This is a genomic window from Acidobacteriota bacterium, from assembly GCA_039030395.1.
Lineage (GTDB): Bacteria > Acidobacteriota > Thermoanaerobaculia > Multivoradales > JBCCEF01 > JBCCEF01.
This window is the reverse complement of record JBCCEF010000013.1, coordinates 99468-117687: the sequence shown is the minus strand read 5'-3', so window position 1 is coordinate 117687 and position 18220 is coordinate 99468. Positions and strand designations below refer to the sequence as shown.

General features: G+C 65.7%; 15 protein-coding genes. 11 read left to right on the top strand and 4 right to left on the bottom strand.

Going from position 1 to position 18220, the window contains the following annotated elements; genetic code table 11:
* Positions 1-148: 148 nt before the first annotated feature.
* The 4 genes from AAF481_13425 (at position 149) to AAF481_13410 (ending at position 4759) form a co-directional block, all read left to right on the top strand.
* Positions 149-1255: a carboxylate-amine ligase gene (locus tag AAF481_13425; GenBank protein MEM7482171.1), complete on the top strand. Its 1107-nt coding sequence runs from the start codon at positions 149-151 to the stop codon at positions 1253-1255.
* Positions 1256-1302: 47 nt separating this feature from the next.
* Positions 1303-2241, top strand: coding sequence for a hypothetical protein (locus AAF481_13420; protein ID MEM7482170.1), 939 nt, complete (start codon positions 1303-1305; stop codon positions 2239-2241).
* Positions 2238-3368, top strand: coding sequence for an alpha/beta hydrolase-fold protein (locus AAF481_13415; GenBank protein ID MEM7482169.1), 1131 nt, complete (start codon positions 2238-2240; stop codon positions 3366-3368). The genes AAF481_13420 and AAF481_13415 overlap by 4 nt, the downstream gene beginning before the upstream one ends.
* A gap of 86 nt (positions 3369-3454) precedes the next feature.
* The gene (locus AAF481_13410) at positions 3455-4759 is read left to right on the top strand and encodes a hypothetical protein (protein ID MEM7482168.1); all 1305 of its coding nucleotides are present in this window, start codon (positions 3455-3457) and stop codon (positions 4757-4759) included.
* Here the strand turns inward: AAF481_13410 and AAF481_13405 are convergent.
* Both AAF481_13405 and AAF481_13400 read right to left on the bottom strand, forming a co-directional pair.
* Positions 4756-5088 carry a hypothetical protein gene (locus AAF481_13405; protein ID MEM7482167.1) on the bottom strand — a complete coding sequence of 111 codons (333 nt, stop codon included), beginning with the start codon at positions 5086-5088 and terminating at the stop codon, positions 4756-4758. The two genes, AAF481_13410 and AAF481_13405, sit on opposite strands and share 4 nt — an antisense overlap.
* Positions 5089-5315: 227 nt before the next feature.
* Positions 5316-6926, bottom strand: a complete 1611-nt coding sequence (locus AAF481_13400) for a Ppx/GppA phosphatase family protein (protein ID MEM7482166.1) — start codon at positions 6924-6926, stop codon at positions 5316-5318.
* A 62-nt stretch (positions 6927-6988) separates the two neighbouring features.
* Here AAF481_13400 and AAF481_13395 point away from each other — a divergent pair, with 62 nt between their 5' ends.
* Positions 6989-7717, top strand: coding sequence for a type 1 glutamine amidotransferase (locus AAF481_13395; GenBank protein MEM7482165.1), 729 nt, complete (start codon positions 6989-6991; stop codon positions 7715-7717).
* 43 nt (positions 7718-7760) lie between these two features.
* Complete coding sequence (locus AAF481_13390) at positions 7761-9032, top strand: hypothetical protein (protein MEM7482164.1); 1272 nt, start codon at positions 7761-7763, stop codon at positions 9030-9032.
* Here AAF481_13390 and AAF481_13385 read toward each other — a convergent pair.
* Together AAF481_13385 and AAF481_13380 are read right to left on the bottom strand one after the other, a co-directional pair.
* Positions 9029-9487, bottom strand: a complete 459-nt coding sequence (locus AAF481_13385; GenBank protein MEM7482163.1) for a hypothetical protein — start codon at positions 9485-9487, stop codon at positions 9029-9031. The genes AAF481_13390 and AAF481_13385 overlap by 4 nt on opposite strands.
* A complete protein-coding gene (locus tag AAF481_13380; GenBank protein ID MEM7482162.1) occupies positions 9484-12081 on the bottom strand; it encodes a C25 family cysteine peptidase in 2598 nt (865 codons plus the stop codon). Before AAF481_13380 ends, AAF481_13385 begins: the two co-directional genes overlap by 4 nt.
* Positions 12082-12445: 364 nt before the next feature.
* Between AAF481_13380 and AAF481_13375 the strand changes: the two genes are divergently transcribed.
* From AAF481_13375 to AAF481_13355, 5 genes are all read left to right on the top strand, one after another.
* Positions 12446-12925: a hypothetical protein gene (locus tag AAF481_13375; protein MEM7482161.1), complete on the top strand. Its 480-nt coding sequence runs from the start codon at positions 12446-12448 to the stop codon at positions 12923-12925.
* 166 nt (positions 12926-13091) lie between these two features.
* A complete protein-coding gene (locus AAF481_13370; protein MEM7482160.1) occupies positions 13092-13727 on the top strand; it encodes a hypothetical protein in 636 nt (211 codons plus the stop codon).
* A 188-nt stretch (positions 13728-13915) separates the two neighbouring features.
* Complete coding sequence (locus AAF481_13365; GenBank protein ID MEM7482159.1) at positions 13916-14569, top strand: hypothetical protein; 654 nt, start codon at positions 13916-13918, stop codon at positions 14567-14569.
* A 127-nt stretch (positions 14570-14696) separates the two neighbouring features.
* On the top strand, positions 14697-16154 hold the full coding sequence (locus AAF481_13360) for a DUF1573 domain-containing protein (GenBank protein ID MEM7482158.1): 1458 nt from the start codon (positions 14697-14699) through the stop codon (positions 16152-16154).
* Position 16155: 1 nt separating this feature from the next.
* Complete coding sequence (locus AAF481_13355; protein MEM7482157.1) at positions 16156-18204, top strand: sulfatase-like hydrolase/transferase; 2049 nt, start codon at positions 16156-16158, stop codon at positions 18202-18204.
* The last annotated feature ends 16 nt before the right edge of the window (positions 18205-18220 follow it).

The window sequence follows — 18220 nt, the reverse complement described above, 5'->3', positions numbered from 1 at the left end:
AACCACTGCACGGAGCAAACGATCAACTCCGAAGAGGACGTCGGGTGCCACGCGACCGAGCCGCGAGGGCTCGGCGGCGGCTTGCCGCCGGGGACGGGGCTAGCTGGTACACTTTTCTCTACGACCTCTGCCAAGGAGACCAGAAGCTATGCCGAAAGCGGATTTTACGATCGGTATCGAAGAGGAGTACCAACTTATCGAACCGGAGTCGCGGGAGGTCACCTCCTACGTTCAAGAGTTCTTCGAAGAAGGTCGAATGATCCTCAAGGATCAGCTCAAGCCGGAGTTTCTGACCTCCCAGGTCGAGGTGGGCAGCAAGATTTGCCGCTCCATCGACGAGGCGCGGGAAGAGGTCAAGCGGCTGCGCCGCTCGGTCAGCGAACTGGCGTCGAGTCACGGGCTGACGGTCGCCGCCGCCAGTACCCATCCGTTCTCAAAGTGGACGGAGCAGAAGGTCACCCCGGCGGAGCGCTACGCCAAGCACGAGAAGGCGATGGCCGAGGTGGCTCGGCGGATGCTGATCTTCGGCATGCACGTCCACGTTGGCATTGCCGACAAGGAGTTGTTGATCGACGTGATGGATCAGGCGCGGTACTTCCTGCCGCACCTGCTGGCCCTATCCACTAGCTCGCCCTTCTGGCACGGTCGGGCCACCGGTTTGAAGTCCTACCGCTCGGTGGTGTTCGAGAGTCTGCCGCGCACCGGCCCGCCGCCGGCCTTCAAGTCCTTCAGCGAGTATGAGTACTTCCTCAACACCCTCACCCGCACCGGCTCGATCGAAGACGGCTCGACCATCTGGTGGGACATGCGCCCGCACTCGACGTTCCCCACCCTCGAATTCCGGATCTGCGACATCTGCACCAAGGTCGACGAGGCGATCTGCATCGCCGCGCTGATCTTGGCCATCTGCACCAAGTTGATCCGCCTGCGCCGCGCCAACCAGTCTTGGCGTCGCTACCGCCACGAACTGGTGACCGAGAACAAGTGGCGCGCCGTGCGCTACGGCATCCGCGGCAATCTGATCGACTTCGGCCGCCAGCAGGAAGTGCCAATGGAGGTGCTGGTGGAGGAGTTGCTCGAGATGGTGGACGACGTGGTCGACGACCTGGAGATTCGTAAAGAGGTGGAGTACGTTCGCACCATCCTCGCCGAGGGCACCAGCGCCGACCGCCAGATCGCCACCTTCGAGCAGACCGGCAAGTTCGAGGCGGTGGTGGATCAGCTCATTCGCGAGACCGCCGAAGGCATCGCCTGAACCGCGGCCGGTCGCCGCGAATTTCAAATCAGAGAGACCGTAGGTCGATGGCGGATCTCGTCTTGCTCGGACCGCAGCGGTTCGAGCCCAGCCTGCGTCGAGAGGTGGATTCCCTCGGCATCAGCGGCCGCATCGCGGCGGTGACCGCCGGATGGCAGGAGCGCGAGGGGGAAGACGCGGAGCTGCGCGACCATCTCGGCCGGCGGGTGGTGAACCTGCGTCTGCACTACCGGGCCGAGCAGGTCTTTGCCGCCGATGAAGCGCTGTTCGCCGCTCTGCGGCGGCGGCAGAATCGCCTCAAGGAACTCCAGAAGCTCTATCGCCTGCGCCTCGACGCCACCCTCGGCGCCGCCCGCGAGCTCCTGCGGCGCAAGGACGAACCGGAGGTCGTCGAGCCGGAGCAGGCGGCCGCCATCGAGGCCCTGCGGGACCTCGACACCCATCTCCAAAATCGGGTACGCGAGACCCACCGACAGTTCGAGGACGAACGCCGGGGGGAGGTCAGCGAGGCGCTGGAGGAGCATCGCGCCGAGATTCTCGAGGAACTCACCGATTGCGAGGCCCTGGCCATCGCCGGCGGCCACGTCGCCGTGCTGCTCAATCGGCTGCGCTTGTTCGATGTACTGCCGGAAGTGGGAGAGCGTCCGATGTTCGCCTGGTCCGCCGGGGCGATGGTGTTGGCGGAGCGGATCGTGCTGTTCCACGACAGCCCGCCGCAGGGCGCCGGCAATGCGGAAGTCCTGGAGTCCGGGTTCGGGCTGCTGCCGGACATTCTGCCGCTACCCCACGCGGCCCGCCGTCTGCGTCTCGCCGACCCCCTGCGGGTAGCTTTGTTCTCCCGGCGCTTTGCGCCCTTGCGGGCAACCACCTTGGACGCCGGTGCCCGCCTGGTGGTGCGCGATGGTCGTTGGGTCGAAAGCCAGGGAGTGCGGGTCTTGTACCCCAGCGGCGCCGTTCGGCGGCCGAACTCCGGAGGCTCGCGGTGAGCCCTCAGAAGCCGCGTGCCGAAGCCCTGCGGGAAGCGGCCGAGGCGGGCACCCTCGACCAGATCCTCGAAGGCCTGGAGTCGCCCATCCAGGACGGTACCCGGGCGACTTTTTTCTACCGCGGCGAGGCCGACGCGGTCCATCTTCGCCACTGGATCTTCGGACTGCCCTCGGCGCGGGAGATGGAGCGTCTACCGGGTACCGACGTGTGGATCGTTACGGTGGAGATGCCGGCCGAATCGCGCGTCGAATACAAACTGGAGATCGAGAAGGGCGAGCACCACCGGCTGATTTGCGATCCCCTCAACCCAAACCGGGCGAGCGATCCGTTCGGCCAGAATTCGGTGTTCTACGGCGCCGGTTACGAGCGTCCGGAATGGACTCTGCCGAATCCCGAGGCGCGTTCCGGTACCCTCGATGAGCTGCGCCTGCGGAGCGCCGCCTTCGGCGAGAACCGCCGGGTGCCGGTGTACTTGCCGGCGCGCTTTCGACGCAATCGCACCTATCCCCTGTTGCTCGCCCACGACGGACGCGACTACCTGCGTTTCTCGGATCTTCAAACGGTACTCGACAACCTCATCGAACGGCTGGAGATCGCGCCGATGATCGTCGCCCTGACCTCGTCGAGCGACCGCATCAAAGAGTACGGCGCCGATCCGCGCCATGCCCAGTACCTGGTGGAAGAGCTGCTGCCGAGTCTCGAAAAGGCCTTCCCGGTGTCCGGGCCGAAGGCTTTGATGGGGGCGAGCTTCGGTGGCGTGGCCTCCCTCCACGCCGCCTGGAAGTATCCCGGTACCTTCGATCAGTTGCTTCTCCAGTCCGGCTCCTTTGCCTTCTCGGACATCGGCCGGCACAACCGTTCGCCGGCCTTTGACCCGGTGGCGGACTTCGTCAATGCCTTCCGGGAAGAGCCCGGCCGGCCGGTGGAAAAGGTCTATGTGAGCTGCGGCATCTACGAATCCCTGATCTACGAGAACCGCACCATGGTGCCGGTGCTGCAGGCGGCGGGCATGGATGTGCGCTACCGCGAAGCCCGCGACGGCCACAACTGGCAGAATTGGCGCGACCGGTTGCGCGAAGGGCTCTCCTGGTTGTTCCCGGGGCCGCTGTGGATGGTGTACGAGTAGCGGATTTCGGCGCCTCCTCCAGTAAGATGCAGCGCACGGCTTGGGCGGGGATGCTTCCCGCGGCCGGCATGAGGGAGATTTGAGAATTGGCTGACATCACACGACGGATCGGACTTTCGCTCGGCGCCGACATCTGCTGGCCGCTCTGTTTCGAGGGAATTTTGGAGAATCTCGATCTGGCGATTCCCCACGGCGGGGACACGGTGCGGGTAGAGGTGGAGCGGTTGACCATCGAACCGTACGATTTGCGCCAGCCGGTGCGTTTCGACGTGGTGCTCGACCGCCTGACGCACTGGTACCACACCAGCCGCGAGTGGCTCAAGAAGGCCGTCATTCTGGACGATCTCTACGTCCTCAACAATCCCTGGTCGGTGCAGTCGATGGAGAAGCACACCGCCTACTGCGCGATGATGCGCTTGGGCCTGCCGGTGCCGGACACCTGGATGGTGCCGCCCAAAGCCTACGAGCCAAAGTCGGATCTGGAGCCGACCCTCCAGCGCTACGCCCGCACCTTCGACCTGGGCCGGGTGGGGGAGCAGCTCGGCTACCCGATGTTCATGAAGCCCTATGACGGAGGTGCCTGGGCCGGGGTGACTCGGCTGAGCGAAGAGGCCGACCTGCGGCGCGCCTACGAGGAGAGCGGTACCCGGGTGATGCACGTCCAGAAGGCGGTGGATCCGCACGATCTTTTCGTGCGGGCGATCGGCGTGGGGCCGCAGGTGCGGCCGGTGCGCTACAACCCGTCGGCACCGCTCCACGCCCGCTACGAGGTCGCCTTCAACTTCCTCGATGGCGAGGAGGCCAGCCTGCTGCGGGATATGACCCTGACCATCAACAGCTTCTTCGGCTGGGACTTCAATTCCTGTGAGGCCCTTCGGCAGGGCGGCGAGTTTTATCCCATCGATTTCGCCAACGCCTGCCCGGACTCGCAGGTCACCTCACTGCACTACCACTTCCCGTGGTTGATCAAGGCGAAGCTGCGTTGGTCCATCTTCTGCGCCGTGACCGGTCGAAAGATGCGTCAGAACCTCGACTGGCAGCCCTTCTACGACCTCGCCGAGCGCGATGGTATGAAGTACCGCGAGCGACTGGCGGCCTACGGAGCCCTGGCGCGGGAGCGCTTCCAGGCGGACGAATTCGAGGAGTTCTGCGAACGCCATCTGTCCCATCTGGACGAAGTGGCGATTGACTTTTTCGGTTCCGATGTAGCCCACGACGCCGTCCACCGCAAGGTCGCGGCGCTCTTCCCGGAGCACGAGATCGAGCAGTTCACGGACCACTTTTTTGGCATGATCCAGTTCTGGCGCAAAACCGAGCAGGATCGTCTGGGCATCACGCCGCCGTCGGAAGGCACGGGCGGCGACGCCGCCACCGAGGAGAGTCCGGCCTAGCGGCCTTTTTCTTCGATCATCCGGTTCATCACCCGGTCGGCCGCTTCCGGCAGAGGCAGACCGAGGCGGTCCGCCATCTCCCGCGCCGCGCGGTGCGCCTCACCCACCAGATGGGCGAGGCCGTTGGCGTGCAGGCGGAGAAACATCAACTCTTGCTGGGCGAGATGGCGGCCTTCGGAAGCGAGGCTCAGTCCCACGATCTTGTGCTCGGCCCGGTTCGGTCCGCAGGTCCGTTCGCCGTGCGGCATGGCTTTGCGCACCAGGCGCTCCGCTTCCTTCTCGTCGATGTTCAACAACGCGGCGCTGATGCGGTCGGGGGTGTCCGACACCTTCTCTCCTCCTCACTCCATCGCCGATGTAGCCCCCAGGGTACGTTTTCTTTGCGGCGATGGGTTTCGAAGTAAGAGTTTACAGCAACCTGATGGCGCCTTCCGAGCCCGCGGGGCTGGGCTCCCCAGGACGAGGCAGCGCCGCAGGCAGCGAGGACGGGGTGAGCCAAGAAAGCTAAGCTTTTTGGCGCGAGGGGCGGACCGTGTGCGGGCGCCCAGCAAACCTGCTAGTCGACGGGTTCGAGGCCTTGGCGAACCTTGACTTTGCAGCCGAAGACCTTATTGAACAGGCGAGCCCGTTCGCGGGTCGAACGCAATTCGAGGTCGATGTCGAGGGACGAAATCACCTCCATTACGACCTTCTTCTTGCGGATCGAGCAGTAGAGATTTTCTACCCTCTGGGCGTGGCTGCGGTCCAGGGCGTCGGCGATTCGAAGCAGAGGAGCGAGCTTGCGAACGCTGGTCTGCTGCCAGCCCTTGAGGGCAGCGAAGGTCGGGTGTTTCTTTGATGGGGTGGCCCGCCGATGGTAGCGGGCGACGTGGGCGATCACGGCGATCTCCCGCGGATCGAAGGCGTCGAGAGGAGCGCTGGTGATCAGGTAGTAGCTGTGCTTGTGGTGCCGTCGGTAGCCGACCAGGTAGCCGATGTCGTGGAGCATCGCCGCGTACTCCAGCCACTCTCGCTCGCGCGGGCCGAGGCCGTGGACCGAAACCGTCAGGTCGAACAGGCGGGCCGCCAGTCGGGCGGTGGTTCGGTGGTGCTCGTAGATGGCCGGAGCCCGCTGACTGAAAGAGTCGATCTGCTCGGCGCGAATCTGTCCCGGTTCAGGTAGTTCATCGAGGGAACGACCGACGAGATCGAGCACGATTCCTTCGCGCAGCGCCCGGTCGCTCACCTGAATGCGGTCGACCTTGGCGAGGGCGGCGACGCGGCGGAGGATCAAGGCGCCCGGAAAGATCGATCCGGAGCGCTGTGGAGCCACCGGCGGCAGCAGCACGATCTTCTCCTGGGGAATCACCGCCAGCCGCTCGATCACCCGATCGAGATCTTTGATCCGCAGTTCGCGCAGGCCGGAAGGGGTGGTGGGCGGATTCCGGCCTGCGAAGTGGTCGGCCAGGTCAGCGCAACAGGCGGCGGTGCCGGAGGTGGCGACCATCAGATCGCAGGCTGGCGGCGCCGGCAAGGCGTCGAGTCGCTGAGCGATCGCCTTGTTCAATTTGCGCACGGACTTCGCCGACGGCGGACTGCCTTTGAGATCGGCGGCGCAGCGCAGGGAGCCTAGGCGCAGGCTGACGACCGCCTCGAGAGCCCCGCCGACGGTGTGGATCCACTCGGTGCTGCCGCCCCCGATGTCCGCCACGACGGTGTGGCCTTGACCCAGATCGACCGCTTCCCGTACCGCCCGGTAGATCAGTCGGCCTTCGTCCTCGCCGGAGAGGAGCCGCACCTCCAGGCCGGAGCGGGCGCGCACCTGATCGAGAAAGTCCTGTCCGTTCTCCGCCTCCCGTACGGCGCTGGTCGCCACCGCCGCGGTGCGGGTGACGCCCCGCAGGCGGGCCAGGGTGGTCATCCGGGCGAGGGCTTCGAGACCGTCGCGCACGGCTTTCTTCGACAGGCGCCGGTGCTTCGACAGGGCGCTGCGGCCGAGACGCACCATCTCCTTCTCTCGATCCACCACCCGAAAGCCGCCGGCGGCGTCAGGATCGGCAATCACCATGTGGATGGAGTTCGAACCCACGTCGATGGCAGCGATGCGGCCGGGGGTGGTGGGCGCCTCCGAGGGAAGCGCCTGGACCGGCAGGCTCTGCCGAGGGGAGGACGACTTGGGAGGGCTCATATCGGGCGGAATTCTATCGCCGGCCGTGCGTCGCCGCCGAGCGGAGAGGGTAGAATTCCGCGATGCCCATTCATGCCTTGCTCCTCCAGGCGCGGGAGGTGACGGACCCGGCGCGGCCGCGGGAACACCGTTCCTTCGCCGAGTTCTCCGGCTTGCCCCTCGACCGAGTGGCGACCCACGACCTGCTGGAGGGACCGCCCGCTTGGGAGACCGTCCGGCGTCACGATGCCGTGCTGATTGGCGGTAGCGGTGAGTACTACGTCTCCAAGGGCCACCTGCCGCAACAGGAAAAGCTGTTCGAGCTGTTGCGCCGGGTGGTGGACTCCGGCCATCCGACCTTCGCTTCGTGTTTCGGGTTCCAGTGCATGGTCGAGGCTCTCGGCGGCACGATCGTGTTCGACCCCCCGACCCTGGAAGTGGGCACCAAGGGCATTCGGTTGACCGCCGCCGGCAAGGACGATCCGCTGTTCGGCACGCTGCCGGAGCGCTTTTCGGCTCAACTCGGCCGCAAGGACCGGGCGACTGCCCTGCCGCCGCAGTACGAAAACCTGGCGGAGAGCGATCTTTGTCCCTTCCAGGCTTTCCGCGTGCCGGATCGGCCGATCTGGGCCAGTCAGTTCCATCCGGAACTGGACGGAGCCGAGAACCGCCGCCGCTTCGAGCGCTACCTCGACAGCTACGCCGAGAATATGAACGCTCAAGAGCGCGCCGAGGCGCTGGCCGGCTTCCGGCCGAGTCCCGAGGCGAACGGCCTGCTGCAGACTTTTTTCGAGCTGGTTTTCGACATCTAGGATGACGCCCGAGGCGGGAAACCGGCAGCCTCGGTTGCCGAACGTGGAGAGAACCGAGCGCTACTTGCCGATTCTGGTAGGGCTGGCGGTGCACGCTCTGCTCACCGTGATCGCTCTCTGGCCGGCGGCGCGGCGGCCTTTCGGAGACGAACGTACCTACCGGGCAGCCGCCGAGGCCCTGCGTTCCGGCGAGCCTTTCTCGCCGGATCTGCTGTGGCCGCCGCTCTATGCTCGGCTGCTCGCCTGGATTCCCGGTGAGGCCCTCTTGACGGGGCTGCAGGTGGCGGCCCTCGCTGCCGCCATCGTCCTACTCCGCGGGGTCCTCGCCCGCCTCCTGCCGCAGGGAACTCAGTCGGTGCGGTACGCGACCCTCTGGTTGGCAACCTATCCACCCTTGGCCGCCTTCGCTCACTACCGCTGGCCGGAAGTGCCCCATTTACTGTGGTTTTCGGGAATTCTTTGGATCCTCATCACCGGCCGCCGCTCGTGGCCGTGGATGGTGCTGCTGGGGGCGTTGGTCGCCTTGGCCCTGGCGACCAAGAGCCTGCTCGGCCCCTTCCTGCCGGTGCTCCTGTGGCCTCTCGCCCGCGAGCCGAAGGGTCTCCAGCGGGTAGCGGCGGTGGCGGGCCTTGCCTTTCTCCTCCTGCTGCCGACGATGCTCGAAAACGCCCGGCGCGAAGGCCGCTTTGCCGTGGCGTCGAGCGCTGCCTTCAACCTCTGGGTAGGCCTCAATGAGGGAGCAGCAGACTCCGGCGAGGACGCTTCCGGTGCGGTCAGTCTGGTGGTGCGTGAGGCCCGTACCTACCGGGCGAGCGCCGCGACCGCCGCGGAACGCGACCGCATTCTGTGGCGGAAAATTCGTTCCTTCGTGCGGCAAAGGGGCCTGGCGACGGTGCTGCGGGATCAGGTCAGTAGCCAGTACGGGCGCTTGTTTGCTCCCGGTTCGTTCTTGACGGACCAGCTCCCCGGCGGAGCGATCGCCGAGCTTGGAGCGGGCTACCGACAGACGCCGGCAGGGTTGGCCTGGATCCTCCGGTTCGTGAGTTGGGGGATGTACCTTGCGCTGCTGGTCGGGGCCGCTGTTGGGCTGGTGGGCTGGCTGTGGAAAGGTCGAGGCCTGTCCCTCGTCCAACGTCGCTGGTGGTGGGTCCTTGGGCTCTTTCTGGTTTACAACCTGGGGCTTTTTCTGGTCCTGCACGTCAAAACGCGCTACCGCATCCAGATGCTTCCGGCCCTCGTCTTTTTCGCGGCCCTTGGCGGGGCGTTGCTCGACCGCAACGCAACGTCCTCCGATCGCGCTGCCGCTTCCACCTAGCCTTCTTCCGAGCCTTCCCGTGCCGACGGCCCCGGTTTGGGCGCCGCCCGGGAAACCGGCGTGAACGGCTGCCGCTCGCCGTTCATCGAGATCGATTCGACGTAGTAGAAGTACTCCTTGCCGTACTCGATGGTCTCGTCGAAGTACTCGTAGCTCGAAGGCAAATCGGTGGTTCCGGCGCCCTCTAGGGGCTGCTCCGTGATGCGCTCGAAGGGGCCATCGGGGCTCTCCGCGCGGTAGATGTCGTAGCCAAAGTTGTCCACCTCGCTGGCGGTTCGCCAGGCGATGCGGTTGGCGTCGTCGCGCGCCCGCGCCTGCGGTGCGGGTGCCGGTTCCGGAGCAGCGGCCGGCTCGTTGCCGGGGCCGGAGCTGGTGTCGGGGTTGGTGTCCGGGGCTCCACAGCCGATGGAGACGACCAGCGCAAGGCAAGGTAGAAGGGCGAGACGACGTGTCATCTTGGACTCTCCTCAGGGAGGTTGCGGGCGGCGAGGCGCCGCGGCGGTGGATTCGGCATCAATTGGAGGCGCCCGGCGCCATCGGCGCCGGAATCCGGGTTCCACAGATAGGCGCGCACCGCACGAACCCTCGATGCGCGCTCCGGCGGCCCGGCGAAGGCAACAATAGCGCCATCTCGGCGCAACTCAACCGCCTGCTCGAAAATCACTTCGTCGCCGGCTCCCAACCATTCGAGCATTCCCTGGGCTGGCGTCCCGCGAGTCTCTCCGAAGCTCAGATAGACCGCGCGCTCACGGCCCGCCAGGGTGGTGGCTTCGCGCAAAACGAGGTCCGCCGCCGCCAGCCCAACCGGGAGCGCCGGATCGCCGAGCAGGTTGTACTGCTCGATGAAATCGCGATTGTTGGTCTTTCCCTTGGCGATCTGGATCGCCTCGCCGAGGGTGTCGCTGTCGAGCAGTTCCCGCAGCAGCGTCCAACTCATGCGAAAGGATGGGGAATTGCGAGAGCTGGCGGCGAGCACCGCGACGGCGCCACGATTCTCCAGGCGCAGCATCTTCTCGCCGATGGAGTCGACGTTGGGGTGATCGAAGGGCGCCGAGTAGCAACTCATCGAGAGCACGATGGGACTTTGTTTTTGGGCCTGGAGACGATCGAGATCTTCCAGGGTGAACAAATCCTTCAGCGCCTCTTCCTCGCTCAGGCCGGTGCGCCAGATATTGCGCCCGCCATGGCCGATGAAGTGGATGAGGGGTGGTCCGGAATCGAAGGCTGCGAGCAAGCGCTCACGGCGTTCGGCCGGCGAAGCGTCGGACGCTTGTGGGCGGATGCGTCGGTCCGTAAAGCCCCGGGCCGTCAACTGACGGATCAGTCGGCGGTTGGTGCTTTCGACAATGGAGTTGCCGTCGCTGATCCACACCACCTCGCGGCGCTCCGGTCCGGGGGGAGGACCGTCGAGGGCACGCAGGGTCTTCGCCACGATCGCTGCGACCTCGGCTTCTTCGACCACCGGGAAGCGGCCGATCGCCATTTGGGGATGGAGGTCGTCCTCGCCGAAGGCTACGAACCAGTTGTCCGTTGCGGCATGGCCCAATAGGGAGCCGTAGGACGCGGTGGGAATGAGATTCCGCCGGTTGCGGTAGGGCTGGTCGGAGTAGGTCTGAGCCCGATTGGTACCGAGCAGAAGGCCCCGCCCGGGAGCGTAGGGCAACTCCGCATAGTTCTGCTTGCGGATGACCGGATTGCGCGTGTCCCAGCTCGCGTCGCCCACCAGCAGGACGAAACGCGGCGCCGGTGGGTGCCAGTGATGGTGGGCGTAGGCAAGGAACTCGCGCAGCGCCCGTGGATGGGGCACGCCGCCGCCGAATTCATGCCAGATCTCGCCAATGCCCACGATCTCCACCCGCAGACCGCGTTGCCGATGGGCCTGGATCAGTGGTTGAACGGCCTTTCGCAGCCGGGGATGAACCACCGCGATGTAATCGGCGCCCCGGTCCTCGCTCCGCAGGCGCGGTGGTCGGCCGACGGTGATGCGCTCCGGAGTCCGCAGGGTATCGTCCGCAACGGTGAAGAATGAAGGGAAAGAGGGAAGCCGGAAGTGCCCCTCGCCGGCCGGCAGAGAGATCCGCTGGCCGTCGTCACTCCACACGGCGACCGGTTGATTCGGATCGGCCCGCACCGTCGCGGGTGCGTTCTCCGGCGTGATTCTCCGGCCGGATCTGGCGAGTTGACCGATGCGCGGATAGTCCAGTTCGATCCAGTCCAGGGCGGAAACGTCCACCAGGGGTTGATCCTCCGGGCCCCGGCGCGGTACCCGCAGAGCAAGCCGCGCTTCGCCTCCCTGGAAGGCGCGGGCGGACAGACCTTCGATCGAGAGAAGGTAGCCATCACGATGGTTGTTCCAACGCCCTTCGCCGACCACCCGGCCGTCGAGCAGCACCTCGACTCGATGATCGTCGGGCTTCGAGGACCCGGGCTGTGGTGGGGTGGTTTGGAGCACCTTGGACCAGCCGCGAAACCGTAGCCGGAGGGTGACCGGTCGGCTCGACGCCGCATCCAAATGAGGTAGCCGAATCGGCATCGCGAAAGGCTCCCGGTCCAGATGGCTCAGCCTCTTCCAGTACCAGCCCTCATCGGTCAACAGCGTTTCCCGTGGGAAGCGCAGCAGGATTTCTTCCTCTTCCAGGTGGATCGACCCTCGCAGGGGAGTCGGCCGCCCGCCCGCTTGCGCCGCACTTTCGACGATCGATGGCGATCCTTCCCTGTGGGTCTCCAGCCAATACACGTTGCGGTCGGCCCAGCCGTGGTGGTAGGTGAAGTCGCCTGCCAGGCGCCGGGCGACGAACTCCAACCGGTCGCCGGGACCGAAACGTCCATCGTCCCCATCGAGGCGACGGATGGGTTGGATCGTGTCGCCCTGTCGCAGACGGAGCGCCGAGCTGGGTAGGAAAGCGAGGCTCAGGCCCGCCGCGGTGAGATCTTCGTAGGTCACTCGATAGACCCCTTCCGTCGCCGTCTCGATTTGGAATCGGATGCGCTCGAGAGGTGCGGCGGGCGTCGCCGTCGGCAGGGCAAGGGCCAGCAGCAGTGAAATCACCGACAACGAAAGCGGGCGGCCTGAATACGAGTAGCGCATAGAAAGGCGTTGGGAATGCAGCGACCTCAGACGGTGAGGCTAGCACGGTCCCGAGCGGTCCCTGCCTGTAGCCATGGCGATGAATTATGGTAGGGTTCAAGTGATTTCACGATCAGGAAGCGCGGGCTGGCACTGCCCTTGTTGGGGACGCCCGTGTGCAGCACCTTCTTATCGCATGAGAACGATTGGGCTGAACTCGTCATTGGTCTTGCACGGCCTACTCGCCGTCTTGTTGGGGTGGGGAGCCGCTGCTTCTCCGCCCGCCTGGGCGAACGCTCCGGTCGACAGCGACGACTCCGCCCGTTCTCCGCAGGATCGTGCCTCGATGATTCCGGTTGGCGTGACCCAATCCTCCGTTCCGTGGCAGCGGGTGAGCGTGGCTCCGGCTTCTCCGGTCGACCTGACCTGGCGAGCCCGAGCCGGGGAGGCGGGAGGTCATTTTCGCCTCTATCGCATCGAAGCCGGCGGCGAACCCGCGATGATGGTCGAGGTCGAGGCCGTGGTGGGCGAAGAGGTCTATCGCTTCCGCGATGGACGCTGCTGGCGCCGACACTGTGACTACGCCCTGGTCTACGTCGGTCCGTCGGGAGAAGAAACCTCCCTCGGCACCGTGCGCAGAGACACCGTCTCGAACGATTCCGAAACCTGGATTGCGACCTCCCAGTTGAGCCTGTTCCTATGGCTGCGGAGCGACGGTCGGTCCACCGTTTCCCCCGCGGTTCTCGAAACCGCGGCCGCCGAGCGGCGCTTCGAGCGTCCGCGTCCTCGACCGGCGGTGCCGCCGCCAGACAGCGCCGCAGTCTGAGCGGACAAGGATCTGGACCGATCTGGGATGTTCCCAGGATCAAGAAAAAGGACCCATAGGAAAATAGAACCGGGTACTAGTACCCAATAAGCAATCCATATACAATCTCAGGAACCGATTGGACAATTCGAATCCAGCCCATTGGATCCCTAGGAGGACTTGAGCGATGAAAAACCTGATGAAGACGAAGTACGTTGTTCTGGCCGCGGCCCTGCTGTTGGTCGCTGGCGTGGTCACCGCGGATGTCTACTACGACACCAAGGAGGACTACCGCAACGGCATTGTGGCCGGTAACCAGCCGACCGCCGGTACCGACACCTGCGCTTCTCCGACGGTCATTCCGGGCGTCGGTGGTGGCGACACCTTCAACGACGGCGGAACCACCGTCGGCAATACCGACACCGTCGGCACCGTGCCGATCTCCTGCAACGGCAACTACACCACCGTCGCCGGCCCGGACGAGATCTACACCTTCACCACCGGCCCGGCCAACAACGCCACCTTCTTGGTGACCACGCCGGATGCCAACTACGATCCGTCCATCTACGTGCTGACCACCTGCAACGACGGCACGAGCTGCGTCGCCGGCGCGGACAACTGCTTCGCGGCGAACGCCGGCGGCAACCCCTGCGGTGCCGTCTCCGACGAGACCTTCGGTCCCGTGGCGCTGGCCGGAAACACCCAGCACTTCTTCTACGTCGACTCCTTCTACGCCGTGGGCGGTACCCGTGATGACGGTCCGTACAACCTGGCGATCACCGGCCCGCTGCCGGTCGAGCTGATCGAGTTCACGATCGAATAACCATCGATCACTGCAGGACTCTGGAAAGCCACCCTCGCTCGGCGGGGGTGGCTTTTCCTTTTGAGCGCCGCCTTTTTCCTGGCGATTGATTTCTCACTCGGGCTGCGGCAGGATGAAGAAAGGATCGAACAAGTTCGAATTCAATCTGGCGCGCAGCGGCGGGTCGCAGACTTCCGGAGGGTCGGGCAATGGGCACACCTGGGAAGACGGATCGAGGGAGAGGGATCGTTGCGCTCGGCGTGGTGTGGATTCTGGCCTGTAGCGGTGCCGTGTCCGCGGACCTTTACTACGAAACCAAGGCGGACTACCGGGCCGGCATCGCCGCCGGCGAGATGGAGACCGCCGGCAGCGATACCTGCGTTGCACCGACGGTGGTTCCTGACCTCTTCGAAGGCGACAATTTCGGGGACAACGGAACGACGGTCGGCAATACCAATACCGTCGGCACGATCCCGATCGCCTGCAACGGCAACTACGCCACCGTTGCCGGTCCGGACGAGATCTACACCTTTACGACCGGCAATGCTCCTCGTCCTACTTTTTTTGTCACCACACCGGACCCTGACTACGACCCGTCGATCTATTTGCTGACCACCTGCAACGACGGCAATAGCTGCGTGGCCGGCGCCGATAGCTGCTTCGCGCAGAACGCTCCTGGCAATCCTTGTGGCGCTGTGTCCGACGAGTTCTTCGGCCCCTTGATCCTGACTCCCAACGCTCAGCACTTCTTCTATGTCGACTCGTTTTACGCCGTCGGCGGCACCCGCGATGCCGGGCCATTCGATCTCGTGATCATGGGCCCAACTCGACCGGTCGAGCTGATCGAGTTCACGATCGAGTAGGTCCGGGTGTTCCGGCGAGGCCTCGCCTCGCATGGCCTGTGGCGCCTTCGGGGGTTTGAGCTCCCGCCGGTTTTGCGACAGGATTGGACTTCCTGGTGGACCGCAGTTCAAGTTCGAGGCTCAATCCATGCAGCAAACCATCCGGCTTTTCTTCCTGCTCATCTTTGTGCCGTTCTGCCTGGCGGCCGAAGACCCCTGGCTGGTGTTCGAGGAACGCGCCGTCGAACTCGGCGAGGTGTACCAGTTCTCGACCGTCGAACACGTCTTTCCCTTCGTCAACCGGGGGAGTGACGAAGTGGTCATCACCGGAGTCGAGTCGATCCTTCAAACCGGCCGGGTCAACGTAGAGCCGTCGGTCATACCGGCCGGCGAGGGTGGGGAAGTGCGGGTGGTGCAGCCGGTGGGCGATCGCCTGGGGCGAACCGCCTTTCGCTTCGCCGTTCGTTCAACGGATCCCGGCAAGCCCGAAGTCAAACTCCTAGCGGAGGCCTTCGTCCACTCGGCCTATCAACCGGAGACCGGGCAGGTGGAGATTGGAGATGTCTTCCAGGACGAAGGCAAGACCGCCGTTTTTGAGTTGGTCAGCCGCGCTGCCGAAGAGCTAGGCTCGATCGAGACCGTCGAAGGACCTGAGTTCGTCGAGGTGACCGCCCTCGAAGAAACCCAAAAAGGTCAGGGCCGACGCCTGGCGGTGAGGCTACTGCCGGGGGCTCCCCTCGGCTTCTCGACCGGCACCGTCCGGTTGCGCACCGGCGTTCGAGCGCAGCCGGAGTATCGAATCGAGTACCGGGCGACGGTCTACGGCGAGGTCGTGCCGAGTGAGAATCCGGCGAATCTCGGCTTAATGCGAGTCGACCAACCGGCCGAGAAGGTGATCCTTCTACGCGGCCGAGCAGGCCAACCGGTGGACATCGAACGGGTGGAGATTGCCGATCCCACGGTGTCGGCGGCCGTGGACGACTGCCCCGGCGAGGAGGGTTGCCGCCGGCTCACCCTTTCCCTGATCCCCCACCATGCAGGGGAGCTGCGCGGCACGGCGGAGGTCTTCGTCGCCGGCCAGGAGGAGCCGATTCCCCTCACCTTTTCCGGCATGGTGGCCCGGCGCGACGCCGTGGTGCGGGATTTGGGCGTATTGGGAGATGAGCCGATCCGGGTGGAGGGCCGTCGGCACATCAAGCCGTCCGAGCGGGTCGATCAAGCAGCGCGCCCGCAACCCGCGGCCTCGAACCCATCCCCGCCAGCCGCTGAGCAGGTCCCGACGGAATCGGCCGGCAGGGACGCTGAGGAAGCGTCAGCAAAGCAGGTGGTGCTCGCCTGGGCGGTGCGCAAGCAGGACCATATTTTCGGCTATCTCGTCTATCGCTCGGATCAGGCCGATGGTCCCTTCCTCCGCGCCGGTGAGGGCATGGTGGTGGCGCCGCAGGGGCCGGGCAACATCGGTCGCTACCGCTTTGTGGACGACGACGTCGAGCCGGGCAAGACCTACTACTACTTCATCGAGCTGGTGACGCGCAGCGGTCTCAAGGAGCGCTTGACGGAGGTGCTGTCCAAGACCGTGCCGGCGGCGGTCGATGCGGCGTCTTGAGATGCTGAGGGCGGCGTGGCCGATGGCCCTGCTGCTCGTCGGCTGCGGCGGAGCGGACTCTGCCTCTCCGGCGGCACCGGAACGCCCGAATGTCCTTCTGATCACCGTGGACACCTTGCGCCCGGATGCTCTGGGTTGGGTAGCCGGCGAGAACGAAACGCCGGCCCTGGACGCCCTGGCGGCGGAGGGTTTCCGCTTCCCGTCGGCGGTTTCGCCGGTGCCGCTTACCCTGCCGGCCCACCTCTCGATGTTCACCGGCATGGTGCCCCGCCGCCACGGCGTGCGGGACAACGGTCAAGTGTTGGGTGCGGCCCCCGCCACCCTTGCCGAGCGCCTACGGGACGCCGGTTGGTCCACCGGAGCCTTTATCAGCGGGTATCCGCTCCAGGCGCAGTTCGGGGCCGATCGAGGGTTCGACCACTATGACGACACCCTGCCGGTGGGTGCCGAAGGTTGGCTCGAGCGACCCGCCTCGGCGACCTCGGCGGCGGCCTTGGAGTGGCTGCGGGCTACACCGGAACCGTGGTTTCTCTGGGTGCACTACTACGACCCACACGATCCCTACGAACCGCCGGAAGAGCTGGTGCGCCCGGGCCGCAAGGGGCTCTACCACGGCGAGGTTGCGGTGACCGACCGGGGAGTCGGTGAGTTACTCGCGGGCCTGCCGGACACTCCCCGCTTGACGGTTTTCGCTGCCGATCACGGGGAAAGTCTAGGGCAGCACGGCGAGCCGACGCACGGCTTCTTCCTCTACGACTCTTCGATGCGAATTCCGATGGTCTTTCACTTCCCAGGACGGATTTCGTCCAGCGAGAGTTCGGCGGCGCCGCGATTGGTGGATCTCGCTCCGACGGTGCTGGACTTGACGGGCTTGCCGCCGCTCGAAGGGACCGACGGAGTCAGTCTGGTGCCCACCCTCGAAGGGGCCGAGCAGGAGATTCCTCCGGCCTATCTCGAAACCCGGCAACCGTGGATCACCTACGGCTGGTCGCCCCTCGAAGCGGTGCGGACGGAGCGCTGGAAGCTAGTGCTGGCACCGCGGCCGGAACTCTACGACCTGATGGCCGACCCGCAGGAGGCGACCAACCGCATCGCCGACGAGCGTCCGGTGGTGCGCCGGCTGCAGGCGGTGGCCCGGGAGCGGAAGGAGCGTCCGGTGGTGGGCAGTTCCACTACCGCCGATGCCGAAGCTCTGGCCCAGTTGCGTGCCCTCGGCTACCTGGGAAGCGGCGGCAGCGATCGTGAGCCGCCGCCGGGACTGCCCGATCCGAAGGACCGGATCCAGGCCCGCAACCTCCTGACGGAAGGGGAATTGGCCCTTCGTCGACAAGATTTTCGATCCGCCCTCGCAAGTTTCGAGGCGGTGCTCGAAGAAGATCCCGGCAACCGCTTCGCCACCCTGCGTTCGGGCATTGCCCACCTCAAGGCGGGAGCGGTGGAGAGGGCACTGACCCTGCTCGAAGAATCCGTGCGGCTGGATCCGGAGCAAGCCGAGGCGCGCTTCGCCCTGGCCGATGCGTTGACTCGTGCCGGACGTCTCGAACGGGCGGAGCAGGAGTGGCTGGAGACCGTCCGCCTTCAGCCCCGGCGGGTGGCCGCCTGGGCCAATCTCGGGACCACCCTCGGCCGCCGGGGCGAGCTGGACCGGGCCATCGAGGCCTTCACCCGGGCGGCGGAGCTCGATCCCGGGAACGGACTGCTGTGGAGCAATCTGGCCGCCGCCGAGCAGAGCGCCGGTCGCCTCGACGATGCCCTCGAACATCTCCTCAAAGCCTCCGAGAATTGGACCGGGCCGTTCCCCCAGCGGGCCGGCCTGGGGGCTCTGCTGTTCGATACCGGCCGCCGCGCCGAGGCCCGCCGCTGGCTGGCGGCGGCACGGCCGGAAGAGGCGGGCTTTGTTCAGGCGCGCCTCCGTCTGGTGGCGCTCGAACTCCAAGCCGGCGACCTTGCCGCCGCTGAGCAAGCCTTGGCTGATGCCGAAACCCAGGCGCCGGGCCTGCGCCAGCAGTTGCGCGGCGACGAGCGCTTTGCCGCTCTCTTCGAGCTATGAGACGGCGATCTTCGGC

Excerpts from the sequence above, each read along its gene's own strand:
- AAF481_13425 (MEM7482171.1), top strand. The coding sequence starts at position 149 with ATGCCGAAAGCGGATTTTACGATCGGTATCGAAGAGGAGTACCAACTT.
- AAF481_13420 (MEM7482170.1), top strand. The coding sequence starts at position 1,303 with ATGGCGGATCTCGTCTTGCTCGGACCGCAGCGGTTCGAGCCCAGCCTG.
- AAF481_13400 (MEM7482166.1), bottom strand. The coding sequence starts at position 6,926 with ATGAGCCCTCCCAAGTCGTCCTCCCCTCGGCAGAGCCTGCCGGTCCAG.
- AAF481_13395 (MEM7482165.1), top strand. The coding sequence starts at position 6,989 with ATGCCCATTCATGCCTTGCTCCTCCAGGCGCGGGAGGTGACGGACCCG.
- AAF481_13385 (MEM7482163.1), bottom strand. The coding sequence starts at position 9,487 with ATGACACGTCGTCTCGCCCTTCTACCTTGCCTTGCGCTGGTCGTCTCC.
- AAF481_13375 (MEM7482161.1), top strand. The coding sequence starts at position 12,446 with ATGATTCCGGTTGGCGTGACCCAATCCTCCGTTCCGTGGCAGCGGGTG.
- AAF481_13370 (MEM7482160.1), top strand. The coding sequence starts at position 13,092 with ATGAAAAACCTGATGAAGACGAAGTACGTTGTTCTGGCCGCGGCCCTG.
- AAF481_13365 (MEM7482159.1), top strand. The coding sequence starts at position 13,916 with ATGGGCACACCTGGGAAGACGGATCGAGGGAGAGGGATCGTTGCGCTC.
- AAF481_13360 (MEM7482158.1), top strand. The coding sequence starts at position 14,697 with ATGCAGCAAACCATCCGGCTTTTCTTCCTGCTCATCTTTGTGCCGTTC.
- AAF481_13355 (MEM7482157.1), top strand. The coding sequence starts at position 16,156 with ATGCTGAGGGCGGCGTGGCCGATGGCCCTGCTGCTCGTCGGCTGCGGC.